The sequence below is a fragment of the Bacillus sp. AFS001701 genome, from assembly GCF_002559405.1.
Lineage (GTDB): Bacteria > Bacillota > Bacilli > Bacillales > Bacillaceae_G > Gottfriedia.
The window spans coordinates 1-14780 of record NZ_NTZO01000040.1; the positions used below are offsets into that span (position 1 = coordinate 1).

At 35.0% G+C, this 14780-nt stretch carries 15 protein-coding genes; all 15 read right to left on the reverse strand.

Features of this window, described 5'->3' with window-relative positions; all coding sequences use genetic code 11:
- Positions 1-290 precede the first annotated feature (290 nt).
- Positions 291-1772: a lysine--tRNA ligase gene (lysS, locus tag CN514_RS03935; RefSeq protein ID WP_069033980.1), complete on the reverse strand. Its 1482-nt coding sequence runs from the start codon at positions 1770-1772 to the stop codon at positions 291-293.
- Positions 1773-1906: 134 nt separating this feature from the next.
- Complete coding sequence (gene dusB / locus CN514_RS03940) at positions 1907-2905, reverse strand: tRNA dihydrouridine synthase DusB (protein ID WP_098231479.1); 999 nt, start codon at positions 2903-2905, stop codon at positions 1907-1909.
- 30 nt (positions 2906-2935) lie between these two features.
- Positions 2936-3136: a helix-turn-helix domain-containing protein gene (locus CN514_RS03945; protein ID WP_056474403.1), complete on the reverse strand. Its 201-nt coding sequence runs from the start codon at positions 3134-3136 to the stop codon at positions 2936-2938.
- Positions 3088-3585: a 2-amino-4-hydroxy-6-hydroxymethyldihydropteridine diphosphokinase gene (gene folK / locus CN514_RS03950; RefSeq protein ID WP_098231480.1), complete on the reverse strand. Its 498-nt coding sequence runs from the start codon at positions 3583-3585 to the stop codon at positions 3088-3090. Before folK ends, CN514_RS03945 begins: the two co-directional genes overlap by 49 nt.
- Positions 3582-3944 carry a dihydroneopterin aldolase gene (folB, locus tag CN514_RS03955; RefSeq protein ID WP_056474411.1) on the reverse strand — a complete coding sequence of 121 codons (363 nt, stop codon included), beginning with the start codon at positions 3942-3944 and terminating at the stop codon, positions 3582-3584. The genes folK and folB overlap by 4 nt, the downstream gene beginning before the upstream one ends.
- On the reverse strand, positions 3937-4710 hold the full coding sequence (folP, locus tag CN514_RS03960) for a dihydropteroate synthase (RefSeq protein WP_098231501.1): 774 nt from the start codon (positions 4708-4710) through the stop codon (positions 3937-3939). Before folP ends, folB begins: the two co-directional genes overlap by 8 nt.
- Positions 4711-4775: 65 nt before the next feature.
- The gene (gene pabC, locus CN514_RS03965) at positions 4776-5648 is read right to left on the reverse strand and encodes an aminodeoxychorismate lyase (protein ID WP_098231481.1); all 873 of its coding nucleotides are present in this window, start codon (positions 5646-5648) and stop codon (positions 4776-4778) included.
- A complete protein-coding gene (pabA, locus tag CN514_RS03970; protein ID WP_098231482.1) occupies positions 5645-6232 on the reverse strand; it encodes an aminodeoxychorismate/anthranilate synthase component II in 588 nt (195 codons plus the stop codon). The genes pabC and pabA overlap by 4 nt, the downstream gene beginning before the upstream one ends.
- The gene (locus CN514_RS03975; protein WP_098231483.1) at positions 6229-7659 is read right to left on the reverse strand and encodes an anthranilate synthase component I family protein; all 1431 of its coding nucleotides are present in this window, start codon (positions 7657-7659) and stop codon (positions 6229-6231) included. The genes pabA and CN514_RS03975 overlap by 4 nt, the downstream gene beginning before the upstream one ends.
- Before the next feature lie 145 nt (positions 7660-7804).
- Positions 7805-8725 (reverse strand): cysteine synthase A, encoded by a 921-nt coding sequence (gene cysK, locus CN514_RS03980; protein ID WP_098231484.1) that lies wholly within the window; start codon positions 8723-8725, stop codon positions 7805-7807.
- A gap of 154 nt (positions 8726-8879) precedes the next feature.
- A complete protein-coding gene (gene hslO / locus CN514_RS03985; RefSeq protein ID WP_098231485.1) occupies positions 8880-9755 on the reverse strand; it encodes an Hsp33 family molecular chaperone HslO in 876 nt (291 codons plus the stop codon).
- Between the two features lie 13 nt (positions 9756-9768).
- Positions 9769-10533 (reverse strand): type III pantothenate kinase, encoded by a 765-nt coding sequence (locus tag CN514_RS03990; protein ID WP_098231486.1) that lies wholly within the window; start codon positions 10531-10533, stop codon positions 9769-9771.
- A 258-nt stretch (positions 10534-10791) separates the two neighbouring features.
- Positions 10792-12708 (reverse strand): ATP-dependent zinc metalloprotease FtsH, encoded by a 1917-nt coding sequence (gene ftsH / locus CN514_RS03995; RefSeq protein WP_098231487.1) that lies wholly within the window; start codon positions 12706-12708, stop codon positions 10792-10794.
- Positions 12709-12789: 81 nt separating this feature from the next.
- Positions 12790-13329, reverse strand: coding sequence for a hypoxanthine phosphoribosyltransferase (gene hpt, locus CN514_RS04000; protein ID WP_088014785.1), 540 nt, complete (start codon positions 13327-13329; stop codon positions 12790-12792).
- A 9-nt stretch (positions 13330-13338) separates the two neighbouring features.
- Entirely contained in the window at positions 13339-14727 is a 1389-nt protein-coding gene (tilS, locus tag CN514_RS04005; protein WP_098231488.1) for a tRNA lysidine(34) synthetase TilS, read from the reverse strand.
- Positions 14728-14780 lie beyond the last annotated feature (53 nt).

Here is a 14780-nt window from a genome sequence, read left to right on the forward strand (position 1 = left end):
TCAAAGTTCACTTTGTCGCTCCGAGGCGACTTAAACATCTTAACATTTTCTATGGAATGTTGTCAATGTTTTTTTAAAAGTTTTTTTTCGTTGTCATTTCGTGTTAATGTGACAACGTTTAATAATATAACACCTATAAAAACAAAATACAATACCTAATTTTAAATTCTTTTTATTCAGACAGTTTCTACCGGATTCCAATAAATAAATGATGTCCTTATTCCTTTAAAAAGATACATTCATTCATAAAAAACTGGCTAAAAGTATTCCTTTAGCCAGTTCGTTCAATCTTATTTATGTCTCATTAATGGGAATAATAGAACGTCACGGATTGAAGGAGAATTAGTTAACAACATAACTAATCGATCAATACCTATTCCAAGTCCACCGGTTGGTGGCATACCATGCTCTAATGCTTCGATGTAATCATCATCCATCATATGTGCTTCGTCATTACCAAGCTCACGTTCTTTAAGCTGTGCTTCAAAACGCTCTTTTTGGTCAATAGGATCATTTAACTCTGTAAATGCGTTAGCATGTTCACGTGCCACAATGAATAACTCAAAACGATCAGTAAAACGTGGATCGTCAGCATTCTTTTTCGCAAGCGGTGAAATTTCTACAGGGTGACCATAAATAAATGTAGGTTGAATTAATGTTTCTTCAACTTTTTGTTCAAAGAATTCGTTAATAATATGACCAACAGACATATTCTCATTAACTTCAACATTATGTTCTTTAGCATATTGTCTTGCTTGCTCGACTGACATCTCTGGCCAGAAATCTACTCCACAAGCTTCTTTAATCGCATCTACCATGTGAAGTCTAGTCCATTTTGGCTCTAGGTTGACTGTGTACTCACCGTAAGGAATAGTAGTAGTACCTAAAACTTCTTTAGCGATATGAGCAATTAGATTCTCTGTAAGTTCCATAATGTCAGCATAATCAGCATAAGCTTCGTATAATTCAATCATCGTAAACTCTGGGTTATGACGAGTAGAAATACCTTCATTACGGAATACACGACCAATTTCATATACTTTTTCAAGTCCACCTACAATTAGTCGTTTTAAGTGTAACTCAATTGCAATACGCATATATAATTCCATATCAAGCGCGTTATGATGCGTGATAAACGGTCTTGCAGAAGCTCCACCTGCAATAGCATGTAGCATAGGAGTTTCAACTTCTAAATAACCTTGGCTATCTAAATAACGTCTCATAGATTGGATAATTTTACTGCGAGCAATAAATGTTTGTCGGCTATCCATATTCATTAAATCTAAATATCTTTGACGGTAACGTTGTTCAACATCTTGTAAACCATGGAATTTATCAGGAAGTGGTAATAACGCTTTTGAAAGGAATGTATATTCTTTAACTTTAATAGATAATTCCCCTACATTCGTTTTAAATACCACACCAGTAACACCTACAATGTCACCTAAATCAGTAATATCAAAGATTTCATATTGTTCTTCGCCTACAGCATCTTTACGAACATAGATTTGAACTTGTCCATTTAAATCTTGAACATGTGCAAATCCAGCTTTACCTTTACCACGTTTAGTCATTACTCGACCTGCAAATGAAACAACAATCGCTTTTTCTTCTAATTCTTCCTTAGAAAACTGGTCAAATTGTGCTAATAAATCATTTGAAGAATGTGTTCGCACAAACTTTTTACCGAATGGATCGATACCTTTTCCTTCAAGTGTTTTTAATTTCTCCCTACGTATAAGGGCTTGATCATTTAATTCTTCGTGACTCATTTTCTCAACTCCACGTAATTATTCAATAAATATTTAAATACAATATGATTTTAATAGAAAAACTGCCAGTATTTCGATCTGGCAGTTTTGTTTACTATAACTTATTATATTTTGTCAAGCGAAACCTGTCAAACTTACAAAGCTTGAGTAGCTTTCATTTTTTCTCCCACTTCATTAACGTATGTTGTTAATACTTCAACCATTTGAGTACGAGTACTAACCTCGTTAATTTGGTTTCGAACTAATGAAGTGCCTTTCAAACCTTTTAAATACCATGCTGCATGTTTTCTCATTTCCATTACAGCTACATGTTCATTTTTCAAATCAATTAAACGGTCTAAATGCAATAAACATACATCAATTTTTTCACGCGCTTCTGGCTCAGGCATTAATACACCAGATTCCAAGTATTTAACTGTACGATAAATCATCCATGGATTTCCTAATGCAGCACGACCAATCATTACACCATCACAGCCTGTTTCATCTAACATACGCTTGGCATCTTGAGGAGTCTCTACATCACCATTACCGATTACAGGAATCGAAACATGATTTTTAACTTCTTTAATCCAGCTCCAATCAGATTTCCCTTCATACATTTGATAACGCGTACGACCATGCACCGCAACTGCTTTTCCACCTGCTGCTTCAACTGCTTTTGCATTATCTACAACATAAATGTGATCGTCATCCCATCCAAGTCGCATTTTAACTGTAACTGGTTTACTTACATTCTGTGCTACAGCATATACCATTTCATGAATTTTGTTTGGGTCTAAAAGCCATTTAGCTCCTGCGTCTACTTTTGTAATTTTAGGAACAGGACACCCCATATTAATATCAATAATATCTGCATTCGTATTTTCGTCAACGTACTTAGCAGCTTCAACTAATGTTGATTTTTCACCACCAAAAATTTGTAAGCTTAATGGCTTTTCACGTTCATCCATATAAAGCATATCTAATGTTCTTTTATTATTGTGAAGAATAGCTTTATCACTTACCATTTCTGCGCATACTAAACCTGCACCAAATTCTTTTACAGTTAAACGGAAAGCTGAGTTACAAACTCCAGCCATCGGTGCTAATACGACGGGATTTTTCATCTCGATGTCACCAATTTTTAGCACATCCCATCCTCCTTCTATTACAAGAAAACTCTATATTGATAATTCCTCTACACTTACTTTTAATTGTTTTGCACAATCATGCAAAAATTGTTCAGTCGGCATACGATTCCCTCGTTCAACTTCACCTAACACAGAAACAGAAACTCCAAGGTTTTTTGCAAAGCCTTCTTGGGTAAAACCTTTTAATTTTCTAAAAGCCCTAATCCGTCTACCCCACTTTTCAGCTTCCATAATCGAACTCCTTTATCCTCTAAAAATTTAGTTTCAACCTTAATTGATTGGTTAATTTCTTTTAAGGGGATTAATACAAAGCTTCTTTCAAACATTCTCGGGTGCGGTATTCTTAGGTGCTCAACTTCTATATCTTCGTGATTATAGAGTAAAATGTCAAGGTCTATTGTTCTTGGACCCCAACGCAATTCCCTTTTTCTGCCAAGACTTTTTTCGATTCCTTGCGTAACATCAAGTAATTGAAGTGGTGTCAAATTGGTAGAAATTTTAATAACGAGATTTAAAAATGGATCTTGGTCTACGTATCCAACTGGGTCTGTTTCATAGATAGAAGAGATTTGTTCTACTTGAATGTCGGGATGATTCACTAATTCCCTAATAGCCTTTGTAAGAAAACCTTCTCGGTCGCCTATATTCGTTCCTAAACTTAAATATGATTCATTTTTCATATGCGACCTCTTGTTATTTCAACGGCTACAAAATCATAATGTCCTGGTATTGGTGGATCTGGTTTTATGACTTTTACAGTACATTGTTGAATTAAATCATATGTATTTAATATTTGTTTGGCAATTTCTTCAGCCACTGATTCTACTAAATCATAAGACTGACCTTGAACTACTTCTTCGCAGGTTTTAAATAAGTCTGCGTAACTTACTGAATACGCCAAATCATCTGTTTCTCCTGCTTTTTTTGTATCTAATTCGACAATTAAATCAACATTAAATCGTTGCCCTAATGTTTTCTCCTCTTTAAATACACCATGGTATCCATAAAATCTCATACCTGTTACATAAATTTTATCCATTTTTTACTCCAATCTTTAACATTGCATCCATCATTTTAGCCATACGGGAAATCGCTAATACATCATGTACTCGTACAATTTCGCAGCCTTTCGTAATACCTAAACAGACTGTAGCCCCTGTACCTTCCATTCGCTCATGTACTTCAGTACCAAGTACCTCCCCTATAAACCTTTTTCTAGAAGTACCAAGTAACACTGGATAATCCAGCGCTTTGATTTGCTCCATTTGGTTTAAAACATCTAAATTCTGCTCAGCTGATTTTGCAAAACCAACACCCGGATCCAAAATAATCATTTCATCCTTTACGCCTGCGCGTTTTGCTATTTTAATACTTTCAACTAAATCACAGACAAGATCACTCATTAAACTATAATAGTTTTCATCTGTTCGATTGTGCATTAAACAAATTGGAACATTGTACGCAGCAGCCACTTCAGCAATTTTAGGGTCTTTCTTTGCTCCCCAAACGTCATTAATGATTGTAGCTCCTGCTTCAACAGCTTGTTTTGCCACTTCAGATTTATATGTATCAATGGAAATTGGGACATCAATTTCGTTAGATAACGCTTTAATAATCGGAACAACTCTTCTTAACTCTTCGTCTTCGTCAACTATGGCAGCTCCAGGTCTTGTCGATTCCCCACCTACATCTATGATTTTTGCTCCATCAGCAATTAACTTCTTTGCATGTTGTATCGCTAATTCAATTTCGTTGTATCGACCACCATCAGAAAATGAGTCAGGGGTTACGTTTAAAATCCCCATTACAATTGTTTCATTCTGAATTGGTAATGAGTAATTTCCACAAATCAAGGGTTTTGTTGCTCTTCTCACGCTTGTTCACTTCTTTCCATTTCATTCATGCTTAATAAGGTTTTTCGGTGCAGTCTATAATCCTTTTGCAAATCCTTTAATACGCTACTTTCACTAACATTAAAGATCCGCTCGCCAATTACTGTAACGGGAATAATTTCTTGGATCGAGTTTGAAATAAATATTTCATCCGCTTTTAACAGCTCTTGCTCTGTGTAGAAGCCTTCTTCTACTATAATCCCTTTTAATTTGGCCCAATGAATCACGAACTGTCTCGTTATCCCATTCAAGATTCCCGTATCAACGTGTGGTGTATATATTTGACCTTGGTTAATAAAGAAGAGATTTGAAACAATACCTTCTGAAAGAAACCCATCTTTGTTTAAAAAGATTCCTTCTATACTTGGTGAGTTACCGATTTCTTTTTTACCGATAATATTATTTAAATAATGATGAGACTTTAAACGCTCTTTTCCTTCAGGAGAGTTTCGAGGGGTATTTAGTATTACCCCTTCTTTCTCTAAGATATTACTTTCATACATAGGTTTAATAAAAATGATTGTATTTGGATTCGAATATATACCAGTGTATAAACCTATTTCACCTTCACCTGCTGAAACATTTAAACGTATATACGCATCTTGTAACTCATTTATTTCAATTAACCTATTTAAAATCGTTTGTATTTCCTCATCTAGCAAATCCCACTCGATATTCAGTTTCAATAACGACTTTCTTAAACGCTTTAAATGATCAAATAATAAAAATGGATGCCCATTATAGATCCGAAATGTTTCAAATACTCCTAAGCCATATAAAAAGCCATGATCAAATGGAGATATTTTCACTTCATGATCGTTCAAGAATTCTCCATTAAAATATAGTTTCATACTGTACTCCTAGACGGTTTATATGCTTTTAAAAAGTTTCTAAGCATTTCTTTACCGAATTGTGACATAATCGATTCCGGGTGAAATTGTACTCCTTCAATCGGTAATGTCTTATGTTTTAAAGCCATGATTTCTCCCTCATTCGTCCAAGCTGTTATTTCTAGCTCCTCAGGGAAAGTTTCTTTTTTAACAATTAAAGAGTGATATCGTGTCACATCAATTGGTGATGGTAGATCATTAAATAATCCTAAACCTTCATGTGTAATTGCCGATGTTTTTCCGTGCATTAAGCGTTCTGCACGCACTACGTCTCCTCCAAACACTTGAGCGATTGATTGGTGACCTAAGCATACGCCTAAAATTGGGATTTTCCCAGCAAAGTGTTCAATTGCTTTTAAACTGATTCCAGCTTCGTTTGGTGTACAAGGACCTGGTGAAATCATCAAATAAGATGGGGCTAATGCTTCGATTTCTTCTAAAGTAATTTCATCATTTCGTTTTACAATTAACTCTTCACCTAATTCGCCTAAATATTGAACTAGATTATAGGTAAATGAATCATAATTATCAATCATTAATATCATTTTACATTCCCACCCAACTTGGCTTTTTCTTCGCTTACTTTCTTAGCTGTCCATAAAGCTTGAGCTTTCTTAAGACTTTCTAAATACTCATGTTTTGGATTAGAATCAATTACAATGCCAGCACCAGCTTGTACAAAAGCTTGCTGATCTTTTGTAATCATTGTTCGAATCGTAATATTCAACTCCATATCTCCTGTAAAGCTAATCCATCCAACAGAACCTGTATAAATGCCACGCTTGGTCGGCTCTAGTTCTTCAATAATTTCCATTGTACGGATTTTCGGAGCTCCTGTTATTGTTCCCCCGGGAAATACTGCTTTTAATAAGTCAAATGAATCTTTATCCTTTTGTAGCTCACCTCTAACATTTGAAACAAGGTGCATTACATGCGAATACTTTTCGATTACTAATAGTTCGTCTACTTCAACAGTTCCATATTCGCATACTCTTCCTAAATCATTGCGCTCTAAATCAACTAGCATAATATGCTCAGCTTGTTCTTTTTCATTTGAACGTAGTTCTTCCATCAATTGTTGTTCTTCTTCAACTGTTTTACCACGAGACCTTGTACCCGCTATTGGTCTTGTCCAAACTTCTTGATCACGTTTTGCTACTAATAGCTCTGGTGAGCAACTAACAATTTGAAACTCGTCAAAATCTAAATAGGACATATATGGTGAAGGATTTATTTCTCTAAGCTGCTCATATATATACAGTGGGTCTGTGACAAGCGTCTCAGATTGTAGCACGGATAAATTCACCTGGAATACATCCCCCGCACTGATATATTCTTTAACATTTCCAACAGCATCCGTAAATTTTTGTTCAGACATATAAATCGTTTTTTCAATCTCTTCGGTAGAAATTCTTCTAGATAAATCGATTTGCTCAATTTCACTAATGAAGAACTCTTCTAAAGAGTCTATTCGTTCTTGTGCCTGATCAGCATTTTTCATTTCATCTATAACAATAAAATATAATTGATTTTCTTGATGGTCATAAATAACAACTTCATGGAAGATTAATAAATAAACATCTGGAATATTGTAGACATCCTCAGCCATTGTCGGTAGGTCTTCGATATAATGGTTACAGTCATATGTGAAATAACCGATTGCCCCACCTTGAAATGGTGGTAGGTCATCTCTTTTTTCCGTTGTGTATTTAGATAGATATTCCTTTGCTAATTCAATTGGATTCCCTTCATACTCCACTTTCCCGGAGCATCCTTCAATCCCTACTTCGATCGTTAATTTATTATCTTTCCCATATAACTTCGCAACAGGATTAGATGCCATAATTGAATATCTACCGTCACGACCACTTTCAAGAAGAACGGCATTCTTTTTCTCTTTTGCCGTTTCTACAAAGTATTTAAAGAAAGGTGTAGTATATTTGATAACTTTTGAAAAGATTTCATAATTCATGTGAATATCCCCCTCTGATAGCGCTTCTTTTTTCATTTTACACAAAAAGTAAGAAGTATACATCAAAGCATTTTATGGAAAAACAAAAAACCCCTTTGCTCACTTGCAAAGGGATTTTAAATTTATTATTTAATCCATCAAAAAATTACTCAAATTGGAATAATGCTGTACTTAAATAACGCTCTCCATTACTTGGAATGATCGCAAGTACTTTTTTACCTTTTCCAAGTTTTTTTGCAACTTGTAAAGCAGCACTAATTGCAGCACCAGAAGAGATACCGACAAGTATACCTTCTTCTTTTGCTACTTTTCTAGCCGTCTCCATTGCATCGTCATTTTTGATTTTAACGATTTCATCATAAATATCCGTGTTCAATGTTTCAGGGATAAAACCTGCTCCAATACCTTGAATTTTATGCGGACCTGGTTTACCACCTGATAAAACTGGAGAGTCCTCAGGTTCAACTGCGACAATATTAATTCTAGGGTAAGCTTCTTTTAAAACAGCTCCTGCACCGGAGATTGTTCCTCCTGTACCTACTCCTGAAATAAATGCATCAAGTTGGTCTCCCATTTGTTCAACAATTTCAGGACCAGTTGTTAAACGGTGAACTTCAGGATTTGCAATATTATTAAACTGCTGTGGAACGAAATATCCATTTTCTTTTGCTAATTCATCAGCTTTACGAATTGCTCCTCCCATTCCTTCAGGGCCTGGAGTTAGAACTAATTCTGCGCCATATGCACGTAATAAGTTTCGTCTCTCAATACTCATTGTTTCTGGCATTACTAGAATTGATTTATAGCCTTTAGCAGCTGCTACCATTGCTAATCCGATACCAGTATTTCCACTAGTTGGTTCGATAATTGTATCACCTGGTTTTATTAAACCTTTTTTCTCCGAATCCTCAATCATCGCAAGTGCAATACGATCTTTAACACTGCTACCAGGATTCATAAACTCTAGTTTTAAGTAAATTTCCGCGCTGTCCTCGTCTACTAATCTGTTAAGTTTTACAATTGGAGTTCTACCGATTAATTCGTAAACTGAATTTGCAACTTTCATTTCATCCACTCCTAATTCCTAGTATATTGACCTGTTTAATATACATTATGTAAAAAACAAAAGAATCTGTCAATTACTTTCTCCTATACATAACTTGTATGAAATCCATAATAAATTATGAAAAGAAAGCTCGACAAATTCCTTCAATTTTCACCTACAATTTGTTAATTAATTCTTTTAATTGTTCATCAGAATAATGATAAGGTTGATTACAGAAATGACATGTTACTTCTGCTTCTCCATCCTCTTCTAATATTAATTCCAATTCTTGTTTACCAATGCTTAAAAGAGCACCCTCAATTCTCTCTCTTGAGCATTGACATTGGAATTTTACATCCATCGTTTCTAAAACTTTAACCTCTTCTTTTCCTAACACTTCATATAAAATTTCTTCTGGCGTCAGGCCTTCTTCAATTAGTTTAGAAACTGGTTTAATTGTTTTTAAACGATTTTCAATTTGCTTGATACATTCTTCACTTGCACCAGGTAAGATTTGAATAATAAATCCTCCACTTGCTAAAATCGAATGATCTGGGTTTACTAATACGCCGACACCTACAGATGAAGGTGTTTGTTCAGATACAGCAAAATAGTAAGTAAAGTCTTCACCAAGTTCACCTGATACAATAGGTACTGAACCTGTGAAAGGTTCTCTCATACCAATATCTTTAACAACTGAGATTGTACCTACAGTACCAACAGCTTTTGCTACATCAATTTTTCCATGTTTGTTAAGTTCAGTTTGTACATGCGGATTTTGTACATATCCTCGCACTTCACCTTTTGCATTACTATCGACTAAAATATGGCCAATTGGTCCATTACCTTCAACCTTTAATGTTAACTTCTCATCGCCTTTTAACATAGCACCCATCATTGTAGCAGCTGTTAGTGTACGACCTAATGCAGCAGAAGCGTTTGACCAAGTGTCATGACGTTCTTGAGCTTCTTTTACAATATTTGTTGATTTAACGCTATATGCACGGACTTCACCGTTAAAAGCTAATGCTTTTACTAAATAATCTTTCATGTTGTACCCCTTTTTATGAATTTCGTTTATAAATTAAATGTAGACCTTTTAATGTTAAATATGGATCCATGACATCAATGATATCCGATTCCTTAGATATTAAAGATGCAAGTCCGCCTGTTGCTATAACAGTAGGTTCTACCTTCGCTTGAACTTTCATTCGTTTTACAATCCCTTCAACTTGACCTACATAACCATATAGGATTCCAACCTGCATTGCTTCTACAGTTGTACGACCAACAATATTAGAAGGTCTTGAAAGCTCTATACGAGGCAGTTTTGAAGCCTTTGTATAGAGTGCCTCTGTTGAAATATTGATGCCTGGTGCAATTGCCCCACCGATATAATTCTTATTTTCATCTATATAACAATATGTAGTAGCTGTTCCGAAATCTACAATAATCAGCGGACTTCCGTATTGTGCGATCCCAGCAACCGCATTAACAATTCGGTCGGCGCCAACTTCTTTCGGATTATCATATTTTATGTTTAAACCTGTTTTTATACCAGGACCAACGATTAGTGGCTTTTGTTTAAAGTATTTTGTTGCCATTCTTTCCAGTGAGAACATAATCGGTGGGACAACTGATGAAATAATAACTGCATGAAACTCATCAAACCCAATACCTGCATATTCAAGTAATGAACCAATGACCATACCGTACTCATCTTCTGTTTTATAACGATTCGTCTCAATTCTCCAATGATGTATTAACTCATCTTCTTGGTAAACACCTAAAACAGTATTTGTATTTCCTACATCGATTACAAATAACATATAATCCACCGTCTCTCCATTTCAAAAATAAAACTTTTTATTTTATATTTTTTGTCTCAAGTACATTTTTTAATCACTATAAAAATAATGATAACACAAGTTGATAGTAGTTTAAAAATAGATGCTTTTTGCTGTGGACATAGGTTCGTACTGGTTTATTAAAACACTTCAGTGAACCCATTTCCCTAATGGTTTGGCTTACTTGAATTTCCACCAATAAACAAAAGAAAGAGTGTCTAGAAAGACACTCTTAATTTTTTATTCAGTGATTTTAGGCTCAGTTGGTTCATCATTCTTTTTAGTAATGTTGACTTTAACCTCATCTTTTGAAGATGGAGATGTAGGAAGTGTGCCTTGTTCCCAAAGACTCTTAATTCCTTTTGCATCTAAAGTTTCCACTTCTAATAATGTGTTAGCAAGCAAGTCTAATTTATCGCGATGCGTCTTAATAATATCAGTTGCCTTTGCATAACATTCTTTAATGATTGTTTGAATCTCAACGTCGATTTCATAAGCAATTTTATCACTATAATTTTGTTCATTATTAAAGTCTCTACCAAGGAATACACTTCCTCCTTGAGATTGACCAAACTGTAATGGACCTAGTTTATCGCTCATACCGAACTCAGTAACCATACGACGAGCAATACCTGTTGCACGTTGGAAGTCATTATGAGCCCCTGTACTTACTTCACCAAATACCACTTCTTCAGCAACACGTCCACCAAGTAGACCTGTAATTTTATCAAGTAATTCTGGTTTTGTCATAAAGTAACGATCTTCTTTTGGAAGCATTACTGCATAACCACCAGCTTGACCACGAGGTACAATTGTTACTTTATGAACCATTTCAGCCTCGTCTAACACTTGGCCAATAACCGTATGTCCAGCTTCGTGGAACGCAACAATTTTTCGCTCTTTTTCAGATATAACTTTATTTTTCTTAGCAGGTCCCGCAATTACACGGTCAGTTGCTTCGTCAATATCAAGCATATCGATTTTCTTTTTATCACGACGAGCCGCAACTAATGCCGCTTCGTTTAATAAATTCTCTAAATCTGCACCAGAGAATCCAGGAGTTCTTTGAGCAATAGCTTTTAAATCTACATCTGGTGCCAATGGTTTATTTCTTGAGTGAACTTTTAATACTGCTTCACGTCCTATTACATCTGGACGATCTACTGTAATCTGTCTGTCAAATCGACCTGGACGTAATAATGCTGGGTCTAGAACATCTGCACGGTTTGTTGCAGCGATGATGATAATACCTTCGTTAGCACCAAAACCATCCATTTCAACAAGTAACTGGTTTAATGTTTGTTCACGCTCATCGTGACCTCCACCTAATCCAGCGCCACGTTGACGACCTACAGCATCGATCTCATCTATAAATATGATACAAGGAGCGTTTTTCTTCGCGTTTTCAAATAAGTCACGAACACGAGAAGCACCGACCCCTACAAACATTTCAACGAAATCAGAACCACTGATTGAGAAGAATGGAACTCCAGCTTCTCCTGCAACAGCTCTTGCTAATAATGTTTTACCTGTTCCAGGAGGTCCTACTAATAGTACCCCTTTAGGAATTCTTGCACCTAATTCAGAAAATTTTCGAGGATCCTTCAAGAACTCTACTACCTCAACAAGCTCTTGCTTCTCTTCATCTGCACCTGCAACATCTTTAAATCGTACTTTCTTTTTCTCGTCATTATATAGACGAGCTTTGCTCTTCCCAAAATTCATAACACGGCTTCCGCCACCTTGTGCATTATTCATTAGGAAGAAGAAAAGGATGAAAATAATGACAAATGGAATGAGTGAAGTGAAGATTTGCACCCATGCACTTGTTGTTTCAGCTGGATTCCAATTAGCCTTTATATTATAGTCAGCAACTGCTTTGTTAACTATTTTTGTCGTTTCGTCACTAATTGGTACTTGAGTTTGGAAAGATTCGCCTTTTTTTACGTCTGTAAAGTGACCTCTTACTATGTACACTCCATTTTTAGGTTGGATAGATGTTAAACTGCTAACATCACCTTTTTGTAACTTAGTATAAAATGTATCGTAACTTACTTTCTTAACTTGAGATTCTGGCCCATTGAAATATGTAACAACACCAATCACAACTAAGAAGATTAATATGTAAAAGACTGTATTACGGAAAATTCGATTCAATTCCAAACCTCCTCTCTATCAATTTAATTACTTTATATAGTAGCATAGTTATACCATGTAAACAAACGAATAAAACTTGACTTATTTCGTGTAAACTTCAGGTTTTAAAACGCCAACATATGGCAGATTTCGATAACGTTCAATATAATCTAAACCATATCCTACTACGAAAGCATCTGGTACTTCGAAACCAACTAAATCAGCCTCGATATTTGCTTTACGTCCGCTTGGCTTATCTAATAAAGTAACGATTTTAACTGTATTAGCTTTGCGATGTTTAAATAGTTCAACTAAATAATTTAAAGTTAGACCACTATCAATAATATCTTCTAGAATGATTACATCTCTTCCTTCTACAGAAGTATTTAAATCTTTTACAATTTTTACTTCACCAGAAGAAACTGTACTATGTCCATAACTAGAAACATCCATAAAATCAATTTCGATATATGTATCAATATGCTTGATAAGGTCAGACATGAACGGAAGAGCTCCTTTTAAAACACCCACTACTAGTGGAAAGCGGTCTTTGTACTCTTCAGTTAGTACTGCACCTAATTCTACTACTTTTTGTTGAATTGCCTCTTCACTTACTAATACTTGTTGAATGTCTTGTTTCATTTTTTCCTCCTAGAAACTCTTAGAAACCACCTGTATTGCAATGAGTGACTCATCTGTCGAAAAATTTCTTTCAAATGCAGATTTCTTTACGAAAGGTACCCATAATATATTATTTTGACTATCCGTAATTATTGGCCATTCATCACGTAATGATTGTTTCATTTTTTCATCAATAAATATATCTTTTAACTTTTTTGACCCATTCATACCCTTTAATGACATTCGATCACCATTCTTTCGATTCCGAACAATGAGTGGAAAAGAAACATCCTTGATAGAACAAATAAACGTGTCATTTTTTTGTTCAAAACATTGATTGTTTAATTCAACTTTAATTGAAAAACCATTTGGTAGTTCGTATTCGCCAGGCTCATTAATAGAAATAGTATAATCCTTCACATTCATTTGTTCGAATGTAAAGAGGCATTCATTATATGAGCGTGTGACAAAAAGTCCTCCAGGTAAATGCTGCTCCCACGTAGATTTTTCATTTCGTATTAAAGTCAGAATTGAATTAAGATGCCCTTGTGTCAAGCCTTTAGGGATAGATAGGTAGACATAATCTAATATTAGATGAATACATCTTCTTTGTAAAGATATAGGCATATTTAAAAACTGTTTAACGTCAATAGTGACTGCTTGCTTTTCTTTATTTTTTATAACTGTATTCATTGCGTCTTCAGTTAATTCCATTAAATATAGATCATCTTCCAATTGCTGTCTACTAAACTGCTGGAATCTTTTATGTGCAGTTGGATTTTCTTCAAAAATAAAAGGTAGAATATGATGTCTAAATCGATTTCTTGTGTAAACATCTTTATCATTACTTGGATCTTTTCGAGGGATAATACTTTGTTCGTGACAATATGTAGTTAATGCTTGTTTTCTTAAATCTAAAAAAGGACGAATAATTTCGCCTGTACTAAAAGATCTCTTTTCCCTAATGCCAGCGTAACCGACCTGCGAGCTACCTCTTACTAAGCGCATTAAAATCGTTTCAACTTGGTCTTCCCCATGATGACCTAACGCTAAGTAATTCGCTTCATATTTATTCATCACTTCGTCAAAAAAACGATATCGACATTCCCTTGCCGCCAATTGACTACTTAAACCCGTTTCCTCGATATACTGATTCACATTTATGCTCTTACCTTCAAATTGTACGTTATTTTGGAGGCACCAGTTCTTAACATATTCTAAATCATCTAAAGATTCTTGTCCTCTAAACATATGATCTACATGTGCGATAATAATCGAGAACTCATATTCTTCCCTAATTGATAAAAAAGAATGAGCTAACGCCATTGAGTCTGGACCTCCAGAAACACCGATCACAATTACACTATTTCTGATAATATTGTTTTGTTTTATAAATTCCTTTAATTGATTAATTACCATTTACCTATACTCCTAAATGAAAGTAAAATTCATATCTATATGTTACCATTCAC